The sequence below is a fragment of the Burkholderia puraquae genome, assembly GCF_002099195.1.
Taxonomy (GTDB): Bacteria; Pseudomonadota; Gammaproteobacteria; order Burkholderiales; family Burkholderiaceae; genus Burkholderia; species Burkholderia puraquae.
Map to the genome: position 1 here is coordinate 437,649 of NZ_NBYX01000003.1, position 21,755 is coordinate 459,403.

Sequence of the window (21,755 nt, forward strand, 5' to 3'; positions counted from 1 at the left end):
GCGGCGGCATGCGTATCGCTCAGAACCGGTAGTCGAGCGTCGCGAGGAACGTGCGCCCGACGCCCGGCACCGCGCGGCCGCCGTCCGACTGGATCAGCGCATCGTAATAGAACTTGTTGGTCAGGTTCAGCAGGTTCAGCCGCAGGTCCCACTGCTTCGCGTGATACGCGGCCGTCGCGTCCCAGCGCGTATAGCCGCCCACCTGGACGTAGTCCGTGTTCGCCGCGTAGCGTCCCGACATGTACGTCGGACCGCCGCCGATTTCCCAGTGCGGCGTGAATGCATACGTCGTCCAGAGCGTGAAGGTATTGCGCGGCGTATTCGCGAGCGTCTTGCCCTGCGTGCCGTCGCGTGCGCTCAGGATCACGCCGTTCATGTACGTATAGCTGCCGAACACCTGCCACTTCGGCGTGATGTGGCCCGTCACGCTCGCCTGGAAGCCACGCACGCGAATGTCGCCTTCGAGCAGGTATTCGCCCGTCGACGTCTGCGTGCGCGCGTTGCTCTTCTCCTGCTGGAACACCGCCGACGTGACCGACAGGTTGTCGTTCAGCAGATCCCACTTGCCGCCCACCTCGTACGACTTCGTGTGTTCGGGCGACAGGTTCTGCGTGTTGTTCGTGACCGTCAGCGTCTCGAGCGACGGGTTGAACGACGTGCCGTACGAGAAGTAGTACGACTGCGATTCGGTCGGCTGGTAGATCACGCCGGCCCGCACGCTCGTGAAATAGTTCGTCTGCGACGCATAGCCGGGCGCGCTCACCGTGTTCGCGAGATGCGCCTGGAAGCGATCCCAGCGCAGCCCGCCGACGAATTTCCAGTCGCGGCCGATCGACACCGTATCGTTCATGTACGCGGCGAGCGTGGTCGCGCCCGATTCGGCATGGTTGGCCGGCGTCTGCGTCGCGTTGGTCGCCGTCGACGCCAGGTAGGCCGGATCGATCAGCGACAGGATCGGCAGGCCGCTGCGCGTGTACGCCTGGTTCGTGTAGCTGTCGTGGCCGACCTCGACACCGGCGATCAGGTCGTGCTTCACGAAGCCCGTGTCGAACTTGAAGTGCGCCATCGTGTCGTTGTCGACCGAATGGTTTTCGATCACGCGGTCGTGGCTCGCGAGTTTCACGTACAGCGCGGACATCGGCAACGACGTGTAGTTGCCGTTCGTCAGTGCGGTGCTGGACGACAGCGGCCCGGTCAGCACGGCGTTCGCCGCCGTCTCGCGTGCATCCGTCATCGAATGCGAGAACGACGTGCGGTTGCTGATCGTCAGCGCATCGTTGACACGATGGTCGATGCGCGCGGACACCGTCTGCACGTCCTGGACCGTGCGATCGTCGGTGAGACCGTAGAACGTGTTCTTCGGCACCGGCGCCGGATGGCCGTTGACCGCGAGCACGCCGTAGTCCGGCATGTCGTCGTTGTGCTGGATCAGCGCGGACAGCGTGACCTCGGTCGGCGTGCCGATGCCGAAGCGCAGCTCCGGCGCGACCCCGTAGTCCTTGTTCTTCATCACGTCGCGCGTCGAGCCGAGCGACTGGCCGAACGCGTTGATGCGGAACGCCGACGTCGCACCGAGCGGCCGGTTCAGGTCGACGCTCGTGCGGTAGCGATCGTCGGTGCCGACCGTCGTCGACACCTCGGCCGACGGCTTCAGGTTCGCCTTCTTCGACACCTGGTTGATCACGCCGCCCGTCGAGCCGCGCCCGAACAGCATCGACGACGGGCCGTACAGCACCTCGACCGAATCGAGATCGAACGTGTCGCGGTAGTACTGGTTGCGGTCGCGGAAGCCGTCGAGATAGATGTCGTTCTGCGCGGTAAAGCCGCGCAGGTTGATGTTGTTGCCGATCTGCCCGCCCTCCGCGCCGCCGATCGTGATGCCCGGCGCATTGCGCAGCGCGTCCTGGAACGACGTGAGCCCCTGCGATTCCATCAACGCCTTGTTGATCACCGTGACCGACTGCGGAATATCGCGCAGCGCGGTCGGGGTTTTTGCGCCGACGCTCGAGCGTTCCGCCTGGAAGTCCTGATGCTCGGCCTGCCCCGACACGCTGATCGTCGGCAGCGTGTCGGGCGTGCGCGCGGCGGGCTTGGCGTCGGCAACGGGGGTCGCGTCGACGGCGGGCGCGCCCTGCGCGAGCGCGGGCGAAACGATGGGCATGGCAAAGGCCAGCGCGAGCGCGCTCGCGAGCGGGGTCCTGTTCGGCATGGAAATCCAGTCGGGAAACCGTCCGCGTGGACGCGCGATGCTGCGCGCACGAGGCACGGATACGTTGGCTGACTGGCCGTCCCGAATCAGGCTGAGGGCGGCGCTGGCTGGCTACGGTTGACGAGTGATCGACGGGCTTGCCCCATCGACCATGAAAATGAGAATCGATATCATTTCATGTATTTCCATTTGTTTCAATTTCAGAAACTTTGGCACACCAATGATTATCGTTTCGAAAAATTACAGAAATGAATGTGTAGTTTATTGAATGCTTTTCGTAATTTACAACCGACATTCTTCCGACGATAAGTGCCCGCAATCCGTTGACCAGCAAGCCATTGACGGATCAGGCACTTCCTCGCGACAGCATGGCGGAATCGAACGATTCGCGCGCGTTTCAAGGCGTCTGAATCGCGCCGAATCCAGCTCCGGACGGCCTCTACCATTAATCAGATGATTGAACGTGCCGGACAACGAAAGCAATTCGACTGAATATGGAATGGCATTTGAAATATTCAGACGTGAAGCTGCGTCGGCATCGCTTCAACGCTCTCGTTCCAGCGACGTCATGTTCCGCAGTTGCGGGAACAACCGCATCCACGTGAGCGCGACCAGGATCGTCGCGGCACCGCCGACGACGATCGCCGTCGGCGCGCCCCACCACGCGGCCGTCACGCCCGACTCGAATTCGCCGAGCTGGTTCGACGTGCCGATGAACAGCGCATTGACCGCGCTCACGCGCCCGAGCATCTCGTCGGGCGTGCGCAGTTGCACGAGCGACAGGCGCACGACGACGCTGACCACGTCCGATGCGCCGAGCGCGGCCAGCGCCACGAGCGACAGCGCGAAGTGCCGCGACAACCCGAACACGATCGTCGCGACGCCGAACGCGATCACGCCGCCGAACATCGCGCGGCCCGGGCGCCCCTTCAGCGGAAATCGCGTCAGCCACAGCGTGCCCGCGAGTGCGCCGACCGCGGGCGCCGCACGCAGCGCACCGAGCCCCCACGGCCCGACCTGCAGGATGTCGCGCGCGTAGATCGGCAACAACGCGGTCGCGCCGCCGAACAGCACCGCGAACAGGTCGAGCGACAGCGCGCCGAGAATTGCCGGCTCGCGCCGGATGAACGCGATGCCCGAAAACACCGAGCGCAGCGTGACCGGCTCGCGGGCGGGCGGCGCGCTACGCAGCGGAATCGTGCCGCTCAGCACCGCCGCGATCGCGAATGCGGCGACGCTCGTGCCGAACGCGGCGGGCGCGCCGACACCGTACAGCAGCCCGCCGAACGCGGGCCCGAGGATCTGCGCGGCCTGGTTCGCCGACGTCGACAGCGCGGTCGCGCGCGGCAGGTCGGTGCGCGGCACGACGGCCGGCAGCAGCGACGACACCGACGGCGACTCGAACGCGCGGGCGGTGCCGACGATCGCTGCGAGCGCATAGACTGCCGGCGCAGCGAGCCATCCTTGCACCGCGCCGAGCAGGAATACGCCGGCGGCCAGCGCTTCGACGCTCTGGCAGATCGTCGCGATGCGCCGGCGATCGTAGCGGTCGGCCACCTGTCCGACGACGAGCGTCAGCGCGAACATCGGCACGAACTGCGCGAGGCCGACGAGGCCAAGCGCGAACGCGCTGTGCGTGAGCGCGTAGACGTACCAGCCGATTGCAACCGACAGGATCTGGAAAGCCAGGGAAGACATCACGCGCGTGCCCCAGAAGCGCTGGAACGGGACGTGGCGAAACAAGTTGGCGGGTAACGGGGATAAAGGACTGGGGTCGGGCACGGAGTCGGTCATCGAGGTCTCGGCGGTCGGCGCTGCGCGCCGGTACCGTTCGGGAAACGAGCGCACACGCCGGCGCGTGCGCGCGACAACGGTGCAGACGCGGCCAAATCGCGATGATATGCCAACCGCGGAAAACGGGCAGTGGCCGTGGCCGGCGACATCGTGCGGGCACGGGTGCCGACGCTTCCGGCGGCCGCGCGGATCGCGGCCGCCGGGTAGTCGTGCGGGCTCCTCATCTTCCGATGCAGGCGGCCCGCAGGCTTCACCGCGGCAAGGTACCCGTATCGGCCGGACCCACGGCGACGCCGAACAGACGCTGACCTTCCTGGGTGTCCTCGACTCTCCAGCCTTCCGCGCTCAACGCTTCCCGGATCAGGTCGGCTTGCGCCCAGTCCTTGTCCGCCCTCGCGCGCTCACGCTCACCGAGCAACACACGAACGCGTTCCGGAATGTCGAACGCAACCGGTCTCCATTCGCGCAGCCCGAGGCCCAGCACGGCGTCGAAGCTGTCCACGGTCGCTTTCAGGGTCGCGGGTGGCAGGTTGCTCCTGGCCAGATCCCACAGCACCGCGAGCGCCCTGGGCAGGTTCAGGTCCTCGTTCACTTCGGCGTCGAATCGCGCAGCGAAATCAGGATCGACGCGCCCGCCGTCCGGCCAGCCGGCATAGAGGTGCCGAAGTCGATGCAGCGCGGTTTGTGCCGCATCGAGCGACGCCCACGTGAAATGCAGCTTGCTTCGATAGTGGGCCGTCAGGCACAGGTAACGGTACGCGAGCGGATCGACATTCCGGCTCTGCAGGGTCTGCAGACGGACGAAGTCGCCGCTCGACTTCGACATCTTCGTATCGGCATCGAGCGTCAGGAAGTGCCCGTGCATCCAGTAATTCGCGAGGTGCGTGCCGTGGGCCGCCCGCGTCTGCGCAATCTCGTTGCTGTGATGCACGGCGATATGATCCTCGCCGCCGCAATGGATATCGAACAACGTCCCGAGATACTTCGCCGACATCGCCGAGCATTCGATATGCCAGCCCGGAAAGCCGCGCCCCCACGGGCTGTCCCATTCCATTTGCCGCCTGACGTCGGCCGGGCTGAACTTCCACAACGCAAAATCCGTGATGCTCCGCTTCCCGCCCAGCGCAACCCGCTTGCCCGCCTGCAGCCCTGCGCGGTCCAGCCGCGCGAGATAACCGTAGTCGTCCTGCCGACTGGTGTCGAAGTAGAGGCCGTCGTCCGTCCGGTAGACGTAGCCGGCCCGGTCGAGCGTATCGATGAACGCGATCTGTTCGGCGATATGATCCGTGGCGCGGCACCAGACCGTCGGCTCGAGCAGGTGGAGCGCGCGCCAGTCCCTGACGAAAGCCTCGGTGTAGCGCCGGGCGATGGCCCACGCCGATTCGCCGGTCCGGCGGCTCCCCTTCTCCATCTTGTCTTCGCCTTCGTCCGCATCCGAAGTCAGGTGCCCGACGTCGGTGATATTGACGACGTGCCGGACCGCATATCCGTTGCGCTCCAATACGCGACGCAGGAGATCCTCGAACACGTAGGTTCTCAGGTTGCCGATGTGGGCATCGTCGTAGACCGTGGGGCCGCAGCAGTACATGCCGACCTGCCCGGCCCGGATTGGCGTGAACGGACGCACGGTACGCGACCAGGTGTCATACAGCGCAAGCGGCATCGAGTTTCTCCGTCCCGAAAGTGTCGGCCCAAAAGCAAAAAGGCCGCCTGGTATGCATCACAGGCGGCCTGAAGGCGATTGCTTGAAAGTTTAGCGAGTACGCTAGACGCAACTTCCCCCTGGCACGTTCTGACAACATGCACGGATCAGCGAGGAGAGGGAAATGGCGCGATCAAGCATGCGGACGATGCTAGCGCCTATAGACGGCATTGGTCAATACCGCGAGAAGACCGTTCCCGGTGACGGTCCCGGGCGCTAGCCACCCGCCGGCACTGCACGAACCGATCCGATGCCCGCTCACACCCATAAAAAAAAGCGCGAACCTCGGTTCGCGCCAAAGAGAGACCTCTCGCTGAAGATGTCGCTGCCCCACACCACCCCGCTTAGAACGAATGCCGCATCCCGATCCGCACGTCGGCCTGCGTCTGCGTCGTCGACGGCGTGAAGCTGTAGCCGATCACCGCATCCACGCCTTGCGACGCGCGCAGGTAATCGCCGGAGATGTACACGTCCGTGCGCTTCGACAGCAGGTAGTGCAGGCCCGCCGTACCCTGGTTCCAGTGATGGCCTTCGAGGCGCGTGTGCTGGTAGCCGGCGATCAGGCTCAACGCCGGCGTGAACTGGTACAAACCGCCGCCTTCATAGACCTGCATGTGCGACGACTGGCCGAAGCCCTTGATCGTCGTGTACGAGAAGTTGCCGTCGAGTGTCAGCTTGCCGATCGTGTAGCTCGTGCCGATGCCGAAGGTGCCCTGGCTGTCGACGTTCATCGGCGTGTTCGCAAACAGGTCGGTGCGCGCGCCGGTCGCCGGGTCGACGGTGACGGTCTGCTGGCCGAGGAACGTGTGCGTGCCGATCATCGCGTACGGATCGAACGCGTAGATGCCGTTCGGGTTGTTCAGGCGCGTGTACGCGGCACCGATCGAGAAATCGCCCTTCGTGAAGCTCGCGCCCGCGCTCCATGCGCTGTTGCGATGGAAGTTGCCCGCGACGTTGCCGAACGAGTACATCGCGCCGAACTTGAAGCCGCTCAGGTCGTTCGACAGGAACTTCACCGAATTCGGCAGGCGGTCGCCGTTGAAGCGGTCGAAGTCGCCCTGGTGGATCGCGTAGCCGCTGCCCCATGCCGAGATGTTGTAGATCGACACGAGTTCGTTCGTGATGTCGAGCTGGTTGCCGAACGACAGCGTGCCCCAGTCGTTCTGCAGGCCGACATACGCCTGGCGGCCGAATTCCGAGCCGCCGAAGCCGAGCTGGCCGGTGCCGAGGCGGAAGCCGCTCTCGAGGGTGAACACGGCCTTCAGGCCACCACCGAGATCTTCCGTGCCCTTGAGGCCGAAGCGGTTGCCGTACGCGACGCCGTCGTCGAACTTGACCACGTGCGAACCGCCCGTGTTGTTCACGTACGTGATGCCCGCGTCGAGAATCCCGTACAGCGTCACACTGCTCTGCGCATGCCCGATGGCGGGAATGCAGGCCGCGCATGCAAGCGCGGCGGCTACGGCAACTTTCGTGTGCTTCATTGTCGACCACCCTCCCTGAACCGTTCGATGGATAGAATCTCGTCCCGGCGCGTGCCGCGATGCGCCGGTGGATTCGAATTCGGTACGCCTACTGGCTTCGGTATTTCGCTTTCCGCAATAACGCAGCCATTGGCGAAAAATACAAACCCATATTTCGCGCCACCCGTCTGAAGGCGACACTAAATGGTCACGATGCGACTGCTCGGGAAAACACGTAGACGGGCGGCGCGGTAAAAACCGGCCGCCGCGAGGCGGGAATCAGCGACCGTCGAGGGCCGCGCGCACGGCCGGCAGGCCCGGTGCGCCGGCCGCCGTCGTCACGCCGTCCAGCCAGCCGGCGACCAGCGCCGGGTCGGCCTTCAGCGCATGCTGCGCCGCGAGCGCGGGCGATGTCTTGTGGTCGAGCATGTCGGCGATCATCCGGTTCTCGACGTCGACGGAAAACGTCATCTGCCGGAACAGCCGCGCCAGGTTCGCGCACTGGCCCGCGAACCCGGCCCGCGTGACCGTGTTGACCGTCGCGCCGCCATAGTTCGGGCCGAAATACGCGTCGCCGCCCGACAGGTAGGTCAGGTGGAACTTCGTGTTCATCAGATGCGGCTCCCATGCCAGAAACACGATCCAGCGCTTGTCGCGCACCGCGCGCTCGACCTGCGTGAGCATGCCCGTCTCGCTCGATTCCACGAGCGACCAGTTCGCCTGGCCGAGCGCATGGTCGGACAGCAGCCGCTTGATGTTCTGGTTCGCGGGCGCGCCGGGCTCGATCCCGTAGATCTTGCCGCCGAATCGATCCGCATAGCGCGCGAGATCGGCGAACGTATGCACGCCGGCGGCCGCCACGTAATCGGGCACCGCGAGCGTGAACTTCGCGCCGCTCAGGTTCGCGTGCAGCACGTCGATCGACTTCTCGTCGACGAACGGCTTCACGAGCGGCGCCTGCGCCGGCATCCAGTTGCCGAGGAACACGTCGACCTGCCCTTTCTTGAGCCCCTGGTACGTGATCGGCACCGACAGGTTCGCCACGTCCTGCCGGTAGCCGAGCGCCTTCAGCACGACGCCTGCCATCGCGTTCGTCGCATCGATGTCGGTCCAGCCGGGCGCCGCCATCTTCACGTCGCCGCACGTCTGCGGGTCGGCCGCGTGCGCGGCCTGCGTCGTCATCATGCAGGCGGCCGCGGCAAGCGCCGCGCCGATCCGGATTGCTGCATTGCATTGCCGTTCCATCGTCCGCTTCCTCCGTCGTTCGTCAGTGATCGCGATGCGGGACGCTCAGCGCCCGACACGCGGAAAGCGCGCCATCGCCTCGAGCGTGTCGAGCTCGATGTGGTTGCGCATGTAGCGCTGGCTCGCGTCGGTGAACGGCTGCCAGTCCCACGCCTGGATGCGGCCCTGTGTCGTCGCCGCGTAATGGAAGCGCCGGCGCCGCTGGCTCGCGCGCACCTGCCGGTCCAGTTCGGGCAGGTCCCAGCGCTGCGCGGCTTGTGCGCGGAACGCGGCGAGCACGCCGGCGGCTTCCGGCGTGCCGGCCAGGTTCGTCAGCTCGCGCGGGTCGTCCGACAGGTTGTACAACTGGTCGGGATCGAGCGGGCAATGCACGTACTTCCAGTCGCCGCGGCGAATCATCACGACCGGCGCGACCGCGCCTTCCGCGAGGTATTCGCCGAGCGCGACGTCGTGCGCCGGCGTGCCGTGCAGGTGCGGCACGAGGCTCGCGCCGTCGACCGGGTCGGGCCAGCCGCCGGCCGGTGCGGCGCCCGCAAGGTCGACGAGCGTCGGCAGCAGGTCGACGTGCGACACGGGCCCGCGCACGCGCGCGGCGCCGAAGCGGCCCGGCGCATGCACGATCAGCGGCACGCGGCAGCCGCCTTCGAAGAACGTCATCTTGTACCAGAGCCCGCGTTCGCCGAGCATGTCGCCGTGGTCGGAGGTGACGATCACGATCGTGTCGTCGGCGAATCCGCACTGCTCGAGCGCGGCCAGCACGCTGCCGAACTGCGCATCGACGTAGGACGTCGCGCCGTAGTAGGCGCGGCGCGCGGCGCGGATCTGCGCGTCGGTGGGCGGCGTGCGGTCGTTCTCGCAGACGAAGCGCAGCCGCTGCGAATGCGGATCGCTTTCCGCCGCCTCGAGGTGCACGGCCGGCATGTCGATCTCGTCGTCGCTGTACAAATCCCAGTATTCGCGCGTGATCGCATACGGGTCGTGCGGATGGGTCAGCGACACGACCATGCAGAACGGCCGCGCATCATGCCCGGCCGCGCGCTCGCGCGCGACGTCGTACAGCTTCTGCTTCGCGGCGAACGTGACTTCGTCGTCGAAATCGAGCTGGTTCGTGCGCACGCACGGGCCGGCCTCCAGCACCGAACTCATGTTGTGATACCAGCTCGGCCGCTCGGCCGGGCTGTCCCAGTCGGGCACCCAGCCGAAATCGGCCGGATAGATGTCGGTCGTGAGCCGCTCCTCGAAGCCGTGCAGCTGGTCAGGCCCGCAGAAATGCATCTTGCCGGACAGCATCGTCCGGTAGCCGCCCGCGCGCAGGTAGTGCGCGAACGTCAGCGTTTGCGCCGGCAATTCGGCGGCGTTATCGTAGGCGCCGATCCCCGACGGCAGCTTGCCCGTCAGCAGCGAGAAGCGCGACGGCGCGCACAGCGGGCTCGCACAATACGCGGCGTCGAACACCACGCCTTGCGCGGCGAGACGGTCCAGCGTCGGCGTGCGCGCGACGCGATTGCCGTAGGCCGGCAGCGCGAACGGCGTGAGCTGGTCGGCCATCAGGATCAGGATGTTGGGTGTCGGGTTCGTCATCGGCAGTCGTGGGGAAAACGGTGTTCGAATGGAACGGCGCGCCGCTCGCGCAGCAGGACGTCCGGCATGACGGAAGCAGCACGAAGAAAGTGCCGCGCCTGCGGCCCGCGACTGGCTAGAATCGCAGAATGCGTTGCGCGGCGGCCGTGAGGCACGCGTTGAAGCGGGCCATGAAGCGCATGTACCGCACCGTCCGATGCACTATCGCCCGCCCGAATTCGCGCGGGTAGGCGTCCGGTCCTTATGGGGCCATTAGAGGGACTTATGTCGAAATCCGAACCGTTACCGTCGATGCAGGCGCTGCGCGCGTTCGAATCGGCCGCCCGGCTCGCGAGCTTCACGGCCGCCGCGCGCGAACTCGGCTCCACGCAGCCGGCCGTGAGCCAGCAGGTGTTCCAGCTCGAGGCCGAACTGGGCGTGCCGCTGTTCGAGCGCAGCCCGCGCGGCGTCACGCTGACGGCCGACGGCCAGTGCCTGTACGAAGCCGTTCGACTGAGCCTCGACACGCTGCGCGGCGCGACCGCCACACTCCGTGCGCGCCGCGAGCACGGCGCGCTCACGATCGTCACCGACTTCGGCTTCGCGACTTACTGGCTGATGCCGCGCCTGGCCGGGCTGAAGCGCGTGATGCCGGATGTCGACGTGCGCGTCGTCACGTCACAGGATTACGACGCGCAGCGCGACCATGGCGACATCGCGATCCTGTTCGGCGACGGCCACTGGCCGTCGTGCACGGCCGCACGGCTCTTTCCGGAATCGGTCACGCCAGTGTGCTCGCCCGCGTTCCGCGACGCGCACCCGCACGTCGCACGGGCCGACCACCTGCTCGCGTTGCCGCTGCTGCACGTGCAGCCGACACGCCCCGAGCGCTGGCTGTCGTGGTCCGGCTGGTTCGACGCGCACGGCCTCGATACGGCGGCCGCCGCGCATGGCGTGACCTTCAACAGCTACGCGCTCGTGATCCATGCGGCGCTGCTCGGCGAAGGCGTCGCACTCGGCTGGTCGCCGCTCGTCGACGAACTCGTCGCGTCGGGGCAGCTCGTGAAGCTCGTCGACGCGCCGGTGGTCACGTCGCGCGGCTACTTCCTGGTGCGGCCGCCGCAGCGGCCCGAGCCGGACGCGACCCACGTATTCCGGCGCTGGCTGCTCGACGCGTGCTCGCCGGCCTGAACGGCCGCCCAGCCGGTCAGCAGCGATCCGCCTGACGCCTTGATGCCCGACGGGCCGGGCGCGCCCGCCCGGCCGCACTGGCGCGCCGATACCAGCCACACGGCGGGTTGGTTCTATCCGCTCCAAAATCGTCCTGATTTACTTGAGCCTCCCGCTACCCGCGTAGCCTGGCGCCCGGTGCGCCGCCGCGCGGGTTCGCGCCCCATGACATCCGAGGAACCTCATGACCGCCGACTCACGCCCCGATCAATTCGTCTTGACGCTGTCGTGCCCGAGCGCCGCCGGCCAGGTCGCCGCCGTCGTCGGCTTTCTCGAGCGCCATCGCTGCTATGTCGATGCGCTGAACGTGTTCGACGACGATCTCAGCAATCGCTTCTTCGTGCGCTGCGTGTTTCATCCGACGGATGAGTCGCTGCAGATCGACGCGCTGCGCCAGGAGTTCGGGCCGATCGCGGCCGAGCTCGGCGGCCACGACGGCGATACGCAATGGGCAATCCACGACGTGAGCGCACGGCCGAAGGTGCTGATCATGGTGTCGAAGCTCGAGCACTGCCTCGCGGACCTGCTGTTCCGCTGGCGGATGGGCGAGCTGAAGATGGACATCGTCGGCATCGTGTCGAACCATCCCGACTTCGAGCCGCTCGCCGCGCAGCACGGGCTGCCGTTCCGCCACTTCCCGATCACGGCCGATACGAAGGCGCAGCAGGAAGCGCAGTGGCTCGACTTCTTCGAGTCGAGCGGCGCCGAGCTCGTGATCCTCGCGCGCTACATGCAGGTGCTGTCGCAGGAAACCAGCGCGAAGCTCGCGAACCGCGCGATCAACATCCATCATTCGTTCCTGCCCGGCTTCAAGGGCGCGAAGCCGTATCACCAGGCGCATGCGCGCGGCGTGAAGCTGATCGGCGCGACCGCGCACTTCGTCACCGACGATCTCGACGAAGGCCCGATCATCGAGCAGGTCGTCGAGCGCGTCGATCATGCGCTGCGCCCGGAGCAGTTGCTCGCGGTGGGGCGCGATGTCGAATCGCTCACGCTCGCACGCGCGGTGAAGGCGTTCATCGAGCGGCGCGTGTTCCTGAACGGCGATCGGACGGTGGTGTTTCCGTAAGCGCATCGCGCTTTCATCGCGTTCGTTCCGCGCGCAGCAAACAAAAAAACCGACCGGCACTCGCCGGTCGGTTTTTTTATCGCTTGCAGTTCGACACTGCGCGCGACGGCTCCGGGTGCGGTGTCCGGATTCGTCGCGCGCGGCGCATGCCGCAGTCAGACGCTCACTTCACCCACGCGAAGTAATACGACAGCCAGATCGTCAGCCCCGCGCCCACCAGCGCCGCGTAAGGCATCAGGTTCAGCCACATCGCGCGCTTCGGCACTTCGAGCTCCATGTCGCGCTGCATCTGCGCAGGGAAGCGGCCGCGATCCTGCCAGTAGTGACGGAACAGGAACACCGGCACGATCAGCAGCATCGCGATCAGCCCGTTGCGCAGCGTGCCTTCGCCCTGCAGGTTCGCGCCCGCGCCGACATACACCAGGTTCGCGTAGCCGCAGAGCGAGCCGGCGACGAGCAGCCACGTCGGGCAGCGGAACGGCCGATCCCAGTTGCCGCGATCCATCCGGTGGATCCAGCCCGACTGGAGATTCAGGAATACGAACAGCATGTAGCAGACGTTCGAGATCGACAGCACCGTCATGTAGTCCGACATCATCAGCAACACGAGGTTGAAGCCGAGATCGGTCCACATCGCGCGCGTGGGCGAGCCGTGCTCGTTCACGTGCGACAGGTACTTCGGCAGCCAGCCGTCGACCGATGCCTGGTACAGCGTGCGCGACGAGCCCATCATCGACGTCATCACGATCAGCAGGATCGACAGCATCAGCATCACGACGACCGCATTCGCGACCCATGCACCGCCGCCGACGATCTTCGCCATCGCGGCCGCGACGCCGGTGCCGTCGCCGATCGACGGATCGAGCATCGCCTGCGTGCCGAGCGCGCCCTGGAACGCCATCGGCACAAGCGTCATCACGACGAGACACAGCGCGCCCGACCAGAAGATCGCCTTGGCCGTATCGCGGCGCGGATCGCGGAATTCGCGCGTGTAACAGACGGCCGTCTCGAAGCCGTACGACGCCCAGCCGGCCATGAACATCGCGCCGAGCGCCATCGTGACGCCCTGCCCGTTCCACGAGCCGAACGTCGCGGCCGTGAGATTGCCGTGCGCGTCGTGGCCGAGCGGCAGCAGCGGGAGCAGGTTCGACATCGGCACGTCGCCCGTGATGAACGGCACGATGCCGACGATCAGGAGTGGCGTGAGCGACGCGATGCCGAGAATGCGCTGCGTGCGTGCAGCCTTCGATGCACCGCTGTGCTGAAGCTTGAACGTGATGAGAAGCAGGATCGTCGCGATGATGAACGTCGCATTGATCCGCAGGGACAGGCCCGGCTTAATGAACCCGAGATCCGCAATCCTGAGCTGCCATTGCAGCACCGCCGCGTTGGCGGGAAAGAGACTCGTGAGCGCATAGCTCGCCGCGAGGCCGCAGCCGAGCGCGAGCATCGGCGACCACGCGAGCCAGTTGCACCACACGGACACCGGGGCAATCAGCTTGCTGTAACGCACCCAGCCGATCGCACCGTACACGGACGCACCGCCCGATTTATGGGGAAATAGTCCCGATATTTCCGCATAAGTCGCGCTTTGAATCAGCCCCATCGTGATCGCGGCGATCCAGATCGCCCACGCGGGCTGGCCGATCGTCGCACATACGCCGCCGATCGTGAACAGCACGCCTGCCGGCACACCGCTCGTTACCCAAAAAGCGTCTTTCCAAGTCAGGCCACGATGCAGCGTGTGGCCCGTCGAATCATGTGAGATGGTTGCCTCAACATCACTGGTGCGATTCGCACGCAGTCCTGCTTGACTCATCCAATTCCTCCTCTCGTTCAGCGTGGGCGCTTCAGCGCTTCCTCTGGTCCGATACAAAGCGGGATGACTCCGCACAAGGGCGCTAGTGTAACAACTTGCGCGCTTTTTTGCAGATTCCGCAAAATAATTCCGGGATAAGGCTGCGTCGCAGTGCGATTATTTCGCATTCCTAGCAACCTGCCCCGGACTGTCTCTTCATCTATTTATTGCGGCGAATCGCCGCGGACTTACTGCGCGCCTTCCGTCCACGAATTCACGCGGTCGGCATGTGCCGCAATCCACGCATCCGCAGCCGCTTCCGGCTTCGATCCGCTCTGGATCGCCAGCATCACGCTGTCGATTTCACCCGGCTTCCACTGGAATTTCTTCAGGAACGCGACGACCGGCTTGGCCTTGGTCTCGAGCCCCGGATTCACGACGCTGTCGACGTGCTCGGCGCCGCCGAATACTTTCTTCGGATCCTCGAGGAAGCGCAGCTTCCACTTCGCGAACATCCAGTGCGGCGCCCAACCCGTCACGATGACCGGCTTGTTCGCATTGACCGAACGCGACAGCTCGGCCGTCATCGCGCTGCCCGAGCTCGGCATCAGCGTGTAGTTCAGCCCATAGCTCTTGATCGCATCGTCGGTCTTGCGCATCACGCCGGCGCCTGCGTCGATGCCGACGATCCGGCCGCCGAAACTGCTCTTCTCCGCATTCAGGTCGTCGATGCTCTTCGCCTTCACGTACGCGGGCACGATCAGGCCGATCTTCGCATCGGGGAAATTCGCACCGAGGTCGACGACCTTGGCCTTGTATTCGTCCCAGTACGACCCGTGCGTGACCGGCAGCCACGCGGACAGCGTCGCATCGAGATCGCCGCGCGCGACGCCCTGCCACATGATCCCGGCAGCGACCGGCACGAGCTGGACCTGGTAACCGAGTTTCTTCTCGATCACGCGGGCCGCGACGTTCGACGTCGCGACGCTGTCGTCCCAGCCTTCGACGTAGCCGATCTTCAGCGTGGGCTTCGTATCGGCGAGCGCCGATGCGCTCAGCGCCACCATTGCCGACAGTGCGCCGGTCCACAACAACTTTCCGAACAGCTTCATGGTCGATCTCCTTGATATGCGCACCGTGCGCGTGGTCTCTCTAGGTTCTTCAACCACAAATCCGCGGTATCGTTGTTTTCCGACGGATGCTTGTCCGGACGCGACGCGCCCGGACAGCCGATGGCGTGTTTCGACTACTTGTCGATCACGAGATCCGACAGCGGCTTGCTGCAGCACAGCAGCACCATCCCCTGGTCGATCTCGCGCTGGCGGATACCGCCGTTGTGCTTCATTTCAACCTGCCCCGACACGAGCTTCACCTTGCAGGTGCCGCACATGCCCTGCGTGCACGACGCCGGCAGCCGCACGCCCGACTGGCGCGCCGCCTCCAGCACGTGCTGCTCCGAGCCGCACGAGATCTCGCGATTGCTCTTCGCGAAGCTGACCGTGTACTGCTTCGTGCCGGTGTCGGCCCCCTCGGCCAGCGGCGCGAGTTCGGCAAGCAGTTCGTCGCTCGCGGTCTGCGCGAGCGTCTCGAACGAGAAGCTTTCCTCGTGATACTGCTTGCGATCGAAGCCGGCTTCGTCGAGCAGGTCGCGCACGGCCTTCATGTACGGCGCGGGGCCGCACGTGAAGATCTCGCGTTCCATGAAATCCGGTGCGATCAGCTTCAGCAACGGCAGCGTCAGGAAGCCCGTGACGCCCGGCCAGTTGGTCCGCGCGCCCAGGCGCTCGACGACGAACGACGTGCGGAAGTTCGTGTGGTTCGATGCGATCAGGTCGAGCTCGCGCGCGAAGATGATGTCGTCCGGCGTGCGCGCGCTGTGCACGAACAGGATGTCGCGATCCTCCGCGAGATCATGGTGCGCGCGGCTCATCGACATCAGCGGCGTGACGCCCGAGCCGGCCGACAGGAACAGGTACTTGCGCGCCGGATGCCGTGCGCACGTGAATTCGCCGGCCGGGCCGAGCACGCGTACCGGCGCGCCCGGCTGCAGGTTGTCGTGCAGCCAGTTCGACACCTTGCCGCCCGGCACGCGCTTGACCGTGATCGAGATCGTGTGCGGACGCGCCGGCGACGACGAGATCGTATAGCAGCGGTTGATCGTCTCGCCTTCGATGTCGAGCTCCAGCGTGATGAACTGCCCCGGCTCGAACGAAAACGCACGGCCTTGCGGCGAACGGAAGAAGAAGCTCTTCACGTCATGGGTTTCCTGCCGCACCTGGCAGCACACCAGCGTTTCCTCGACGTCGCTCGTCCAGCGCTCCGGAAGCGCGGTCCAGAACGCCGGGTGCGTCACCCGGCTTTCCGCCGGCTCGAAATTGGCTGCATCTCGCATCATGCCAACCTCCGCCGGGCCGCCCCAAGAAGGTTGGCCGCCCCCTCGGGGGGCAGCGAGCAAAGTGAGCGTTGGGGTTGTTTCATCATTGACTCCGCTTGCTTTCCGCTGACTACTACGCGCCGGTTTTTTCGGCGAGCCGGCCGATGTACCAGGCCGAGAATTTTTCGACGAGACCTTCCGTGAACGGCGAATACGGGCCCGGCTCGTACGCGCTGCTGGTCGCGCCGCGCTGAGAGAATTCGACGAGCGCGCGATCCTGGTCGTTGGTCGCGTTCCACACGGCCGTGAGGTTCTTCACGTCGTAGTCGATGCCTTCCTTCGCATCCTTGTGCACGAGCCACTTCGTGCGCACGAGCGTCTTGCCGGCCGACAGCGGAATCACCGAGAACGTCACGATGTGATCGCTCATGAAGTGGTGCCAGGAGTTCGGCTGCGTCCAGAACGACAGCCCGCCGAGGTCCGCCTTGTCGAAGCCGCCGAGCAGCTTCTTCGACGCGACCTTCGCGTCGAGCGTCTGCGATTCGCCGTGACGATCGAGCGGCAGGCGCTGCGTGCGGAAGCCCGTCACGTCGAGCAGCTTTTCGATTTCCTCGGACGGCAGGCCCATCTCGGCCCACTCCTTGCCGCGCCGTACGCACGTTTCAGCGAACGCATCCATGCCTTCGGCGTTCGCATCGGAACGCTGGTAGCCGAAGCCGTATTCGTACAGCGAGATGGTCAGCTCCGGATGGTTCGCGACGCAGTGATAGCACTCGCGGTTGTTCTCCATCGTGAGCTTCCAGTTGCCTTCCTCGATGATGTCGACCTGCGCGGCGATCTTCGTGCTCGGCAGGTCGTGCGGCAGCAGGTACGGCTCCATCTCGGCGCGCAATTGCGCGAAGTCGGCAGGCGGCTCGTCGGCGAGGCAGACGAAGATCAGGCCCGCGAGGTTCTCGACGTGCACCGACTTCAGGCTGTGCTTGCAGCGGTCGAACTTCTCGCCCATGTGCTCGGCGAACATCAGCTGGCCCGTCAGGTTGTAGGTCCAGCTGTGGTACGGGCACACGATGTTGCCGACCGAGCCCTTGTCTTCATTGCACAGGCGCGCACCGCGGTGACGGCACACGTTGTGGAACGCGCGGATCGCCATGTCGTCGTCGCGCACGATCAGGATCGAATCGCTCCCCAGCTCCACGGTCACGTAGTCGCCCGGCTCCGGAATGTCCGGCTCGACCGCCACCTGGATCCAGTGCTGGCGGAAAATCGCCTCCATGTCGAGCGCGAAGATGTCCTCGCTCGTGTAGAACGGTGCCTCGAGGCTGTGGCCTTCCTTGCGCCGCTCGATCAATGCACGAATGTCTGCCGATACTTTCATCGTTTGCTCCGGATTCCTTGCATCCCTGGGTTCTTGCCGACAGGCATCAAAATCAGTAGTCGATGAGCTGATGCTCGCGCAAATACGCGAGGATCACTTGTGCTTTTTCGACCGAACTCCCTTCATTTACGACGTTGCCGCCACGGCTTTCGGTCGTCGTCGCGGACAGCATCCGGGCATGCCCGGAGCGCTTCTCGGCGGCGACCAGCTTTACGGGTTTACGCTCGATCGGGCCGACCGTCCACGCGGCTGCATCGGCGTCCGCGCCGGGCGCCGCGAGTGCGGGCCGAATCGCACCGGCGCGCAGCCGCGCATACGCGTAGCGCGGCTCGGCATTGGCGAGCGGATGGACGGCGACGACGGCCGGCAGCGCCGCGTCGACGCGCCGCCGCAGCCCTTTCGGCAAAAATTGCCGGACGGCCACGCGGCCGCCGTCGACCGTCACGTCGACGGCCGAGCCAACCAGCGGATAGCCGAGCGCCGCGGCGATGCGATACGGCAGCATGCCGGTGTCGTACGCGCCCTCGGCGCGCGTGCCGGTCAGCACGAGGTCATAGCCTTCGACGCGTGCGGCGAGCGCATGCACGGCATCGTCGCCGTCGCGGCAGGCCAGCACCTCGACCTCCCGTGCGCCGAGCGCGAGATATTCGGCAAGCGCCGCATTCGCAGGGTCGCCCGCATGGATCACGTCGAGCTTCGCGCGATGCCGCTCCGCGAGCTGGCGGCCGGTTTCGAGCGCAGCCGCGTCGTTGCGGCTATAGCGCGCGACGCCGCTGACCGGATGGCGGCCGACGGACACGAGCACCGCGATGCGTTGCAACTGGCGGGGGGCGTTCATGCGGCGACTCCTTCCGGTTCACGATTGCCGACCGCGGCCGGCGACTCTCCACGCGCGGCGCGCGCGGCCTGCACCTGTTCGATCAGCGCGGCAATCGTGCCCTGCGCGTCGCCCACCACCGTCAGGTTCGCGCGCTTCGCGATCGGCGCGCTGCCGTCGAGGTTCACCGCGATCACGTGGCGGCAGTCCTTGATCCCCTGCAGGTGCTGCACCGCGCCCGAGATACCGAACGCGATGTACACGCTCGCCTCGACCGTCTTGCCGGTGGCGCCGACCTGCTTGTCGCGCGTGAAGTGGCCGTTGTCGACCGCGACGCGGCTCGCGCCGATCGCTGCTCCGAACGCGCCGGCCAGCCGCTCGAACGCGCCGATGTCGGACACGCCGTTGCCGGCCGACACGATGAAATCGGCTTCCTCGAGCGCGACCTGGGCCGCATCGATTTCGTCGAGACCGAGATCGCGGTACGGCTGCACGGCGTCATGCGCCGGACGGATGAAATCGGTGGCGAGACGCTCGCCTGCGCCGACGAACGGCAGCTTCGCGTCGACCGCGTTCTGCGCGAGCAGGATCACGTCGGGCAGCGCACGGGTGGCAAAGGCGCGCCCGGCCTGCGCATACGCGCCGACATGCTTCGCGTCGATCTCGACGACGTGGGTCGCGACGCTCGCGCCGGCGGCCGCCGCGTAACGCCGGCCGAGATCGCCGTCGCCCGTCGCGTTGTCGGGCACGAACACGTGTTTCGGCGCGAGCGCCGCAGCGCAGGCCTGCAGCGCTTGCAATTCGCTTTCAGGGTCGAACGCGCGGCGATCGAAGCCGGCGAGTTCAAGCAGCTTGTCGACGCCCAGTTCGGCCACGTCGTCCTTCAGTTCGCCGAACGCGAGCAGCGCGACTTCGGTCTGTGCGTCGGCGAGCAACGCCGCGGCGGCGATCGCCTGCCGCGAATGATCGTCGAGTGCGCCACGTTCGCTGTGCGCGACCACCAGCATCACGTGCTTCGGATCCTGCACCGCGCGGCGTGGCTTCGCGGCCGCTGCGCCGTGGCCGTGCGCGGACCAGTGCGCGGCATTCGCATCGGCGCTGCCTTCCTCGCCGAGCGTGATGCGCTTCAGGCCGGCGGCCGTGATGATGAACGGCCGGCGCGGATCGATTCGTTTGATCGTATTCATCGATTCACTCCAGCGAGGCGGCAACGAGTTCGGCGACGTCGAGCACGTCGGGGCGCGGGCCCACGACGCCTTCGAGCATGGCCGTGCAGTTCGGGCACGCAACCGCGACCACGTCCGCGCCAATCGTGCGCGCATCGGCGATGCGGATGTCGGGAATGCGCTGCTTGCCCGGGATATCGGTCAGCGGCGCACCGCCGCCACCGCCGCAGCAGCGGCCGCGCATGCCGTTGCGCTCCATCTCCACGACCTGGATGCCGATCGTCTTCAGCAGCTTGCGCGGCGCTTCCGTCTCGCCGTTGTAGCGGCCGAGGTAGCACGGGTCGTGATACGTCGTGCGCTTATCCTGCAGCGCCTCGACGGCCTTCGGCGCGATCTTGCCGCTGTCGGCGAGTTCGGCGAGGTAGGTCGTATGGTGCTTGACCGTCACGCGCAGCCCGAGCGCACGGTATTCGTTGCGCAGGCTGTGCATCACGTGCGGGTCGGCCGTCACGATCTGCTTGTACGACAGCGCGTCGAGCGTGCCGATCAGGCGCTTCGCCATCTGCTGGAACGTCGCTTCGTCGCCGAGCCGGCGTGCGACGTCGCCCGTGTCGGTTTCGGTCGAGCCGAGCACCGCATAGTCGACGCCCGCTTTGTTCAGCACCTTGACGAACGCGCGCAGCGTGCGCTGGTAGCGCATGTCGAACGCCCCTTCGCCCGCGACGAACAGCACGTCGACCGGCTTGCCGGGCTGTGCGACGGGCGCGCTCAGGTCGACCGACCAGTCGTAGCGCGCGGCCGTGTCGTAGCCGCCCATCGTGCCCGTCTCGCGCAGGTTCGCGAGCACTTCCTGGCCCTTGCCCGGCACCGTGCCGTGCACGAGCGTGCGGTTGCGGCGCATGTCGACGATCGCATCGACGTGCTCGATCAGCATCGGGCACTCCTGCACGCAGGCGCGGCAGGTCGTGCACGACCACAGCGTCTGTTCTTCGATCAGGCCCGACACGATCGGGCCGTTCGGCTCACCGCGATGCTGGCCGACCGCGAGGCCCGGCGACGGGCTGCCCGCGTACGCTGCATCGGTGCCGCCGGCCATCCCGACCACGAGATCCTGGATCAGCTTCTTCGGGTTCAGCGGCTGGCCCGACGCGAACGCGGGGCACGCGGCTTCGCACTTGCCGCACTGCACGCACGCATCGAAGCTCAGCAGCTGGTTCCAGCGGAATTCGACCGGCTTCTCGACGCCGTACTCCTGATGCTCGATGTCCGGCAGCTTCAGCGCGGTCGGCGGCGTGGCCGTACCGTTGCCCGTGAACGATTCGCGCGTGGCGGCGAAACGTTCCTGGCGCGGGTGGAATGCCAGGTGCAGCAGGCCGGCGATCGCATGCTTCATCGGGCCGCCCTTCGCGGCGCCGACCGTCATCGTGAATGCACCGACGCCGATCAGCAGCGCGCAGAGCACCGCGAACGCGCCCGACATCGCGCCGGTCGGCACCAGCATGAACAGCACGAGGCCGAGCGCGAACGAGCCGAGCAGCCAGGGCAGCGTATTCCACGGGCCGCGCGACAGGCGGGCCGGCACGTCCTTCGCCGCGCGCCGGCGCCACACGAACACCGCGCCGACCAGCATCGCGAGCGCCGCGAGGAAGATCAGCTTGTCGAGCCACGGCGAGTAGATCGCGAGGCCGTAGTTGATGAACACCAGCGCGAGCGCGCCGATCGCGCCGCCAGCCGTCGCGACGTGCGTCTTCGCGATGTACGGATCACGGGCGACCACGTGGTGCAGGTCGACGAAATAGCGCTTCGGAATCGCGAACAGGTTGGCGACACCGAACGAGCCGGGCGCCGTGGCCCGGCCGAGACGCCAGTAGGACGAGCGCTTCGCGACCGCGAACGCGAGCCCCGCCACCGACAGCCACAACAGGGCGGTAATGAGGAAGGACGGGTTCATCT

At 66.3% G+C, this 21,755-nt stretch carries 15 protein-coding genes; 2 read left to right on the forward strand and 13 right to left on the reverse strand.

Annotated elements, in window-relative coordinates; translation table 11 throughout:
• Positions 1-19: 19 nt before the first annotated feature.
• The 6 genes from B7G54_RS08935 to betC form a co-directional block, all read right to left on the reverse strand.
• Positions 20-2,209 (reverse strand): TonB-dependent receptor, encoded by a 2,190-nt coding sequence (locus B7G54_RS08935; RefSeq protein WP_085038751.1) that lies wholly within the window; start codon positions 2,207-2,209, stop codon positions 20-22.
• Positions 2,210-2,752: 543 nt separating this feature from the next.
• Positions 2,753-4,003, reverse strand: a complete 1,251-nt coding sequence (locus B7G54_RS08940; protein WP_085038861.1) for an MFS transporter — start codon at positions 4,001-4,003, stop codon at positions 2,753-2,755.
• Positions 4,004-4,253: 250 nt separating this feature from the next.
• The gene (gene cysS / locus B7G54_RS08945; protein ID WP_085038752.1) at positions 4,254-5,666 is read right to left on the reverse strand and encodes a cysteine--tRNA ligase; all 1,413 of its coding nucleotides are present in this window, start codon (positions 5,664-5,666) and stop codon (positions 4,254-4,256) included.
• A 383-nt stretch (positions 5,667-6,049) separates the two neighbouring features.
• The gene (locus B7G54_RS08950; protein ID WP_085038753.1) at positions 6,050-7,189 is read right to left on the reverse strand and encodes a porin; all 1,140 of its coding nucleotides are present in this window, start codon (positions 7,187-7,189) and stop codon (positions 6,050-6,052) included.
• A gap of 258 nt (positions 7,190-7,447) precedes the next feature.
• Positions 7,448-8,413 carry a choline ABC transporter substrate-binding protein gene (gene choX, locus B7G54_RS08955; protein ID WP_085038754.1) on the reverse strand — a complete coding sequence of 322 codons (966 nt, stop codon included), beginning with the start codon at positions 8,411-8,413 and terminating at the stop codon, positions 7,448-7,450.
• Positions 8,414-8,458: 45 nt separating this feature from the next.
• Positions 8,459-9,994 carry a choline-sulfatase gene (gene betC, locus B7G54_RS08960; RefSeq protein ID WP_085038755.1) on the reverse strand — a complete coding sequence of 512 codons (1,536 nt, stop codon included), beginning with the start codon at positions 9,992-9,994 and terminating at the stop codon, positions 8,459-8,461.
• A 264-nt stretch (positions 9,995-10,258) separates the two neighbouring features.
• On the opposite strand from betC, the gene B7G54_RS08970 reads away from it, so the two are divergent.
• Together B7G54_RS08970 and purU are read left to right on the forward strand one after the other, a co-directional pair.
• The gene (locus tag B7G54_RS08970; RefSeq protein WP_085038756.1) at positions 10,259-11,164 is read left to right on the forward strand and encodes a choline sulfate utilization transcriptional regulator; all 906 of its coding nucleotides are present in this window, start codon (positions 10,259-10,261) and stop codon (positions 11,162-11,164) included.
• 223 nt (positions 11,165-11,387) lie between these two features.
• Complete coding sequence (gene purU / locus B7G54_RS08975) at positions 11,388-12,272, forward strand: formyltetrahydrofolate deformylase (protein ID WP_085038757.1); 885 nt, start codon at positions 11,388-11,390, stop codon at positions 12,270-12,272.
• A 163-nt stretch (positions 12,273-12,435) separates the two neighbouring features.
• Here purU and B7G54_RS08980 read toward each other — a convergent pair whose 3' ends face one another.
• The 7 genes from B7G54_RS08980 to B7G54_RS09010 form a co-directional block, all read right to left on the reverse strand.
• Complete coding sequence (locus B7G54_RS08980) at positions 12,436-14,091, reverse strand: trimethylamine N-oxide permease (protein WP_085038758.1); 1,656 nt, start codon at positions 14,089-14,091, stop codon at positions 12,436-12,438.
• 227 nt (positions 14,092-14,318) lie between these two features.
• Positions 14,319-15,182 (reverse strand): glycine betaine ABC transporter substrate-binding protein, encoded by an 864-nt coding sequence (locus B7G54_RS08985; RefSeq protein ID WP_085038759.1) that lies wholly within the window; start codon positions 15,180-15,182, stop codon positions 14,319-14,321.
• Between the two features lie 134 nt (positions 15,183-15,316).
• Positions 15,317-16,465, reverse strand: coding sequence for an FAD-binding oxidoreductase (locus B7G54_RS08990; RefSeq protein ID WP_085038760.1), 1,149 nt, complete (start codon positions 16,463-16,465; stop codon positions 15,317-15,319).
• A gap of 112 nt (positions 16,466-16,577) precedes the next feature.
• A complete protein-coding gene (locus tag B7G54_RS08995; RefSeq protein ID WP_085038761.1) occupies positions 16,578-17,819 on the reverse strand; it encodes an aromatic ring-hydroxylating oxygenase subunit alpha in 1,242 nt (413 codons plus the stop codon).
• 52 nt (positions 17,820-17,871) lie between these two features.
• Complete coding sequence (locus B7G54_RS09000; protein WP_085038762.1) at positions 17,872-18,657, reverse strand: electron transfer flavoprotein subunit beta/FixA family protein; 786 nt, start codon at positions 18,655-18,657, stop codon at positions 17,872-17,874.
• Positions 18,654-19,823, reverse strand: coding sequence for an electron transfer flavoprotein subunit alpha/FixB family protein (locus tag B7G54_RS09005; RefSeq protein ID WP_085038763.1), 1,170 nt, complete (start codon positions 19,821-19,823; stop codon positions 18,654-18,656). Before B7G54_RS09005 ends, B7G54_RS09000 begins: the two co-directional genes overlap by 4 nt.
• Before the next feature lie 4 nt (positions 19,824-19,827).
• Positions 19,828-21,753, reverse strand: coding sequence for a (Fe-S)-binding protein (locus B7G54_RS09010; RefSeq protein ID WP_085038764.1), 1,926 nt, complete (start codon positions 21,751-21,753; stop codon positions 19,828-19,830).
• Between the last annotated feature and the right edge of the window lie 2 nt (positions 21,754-21,755).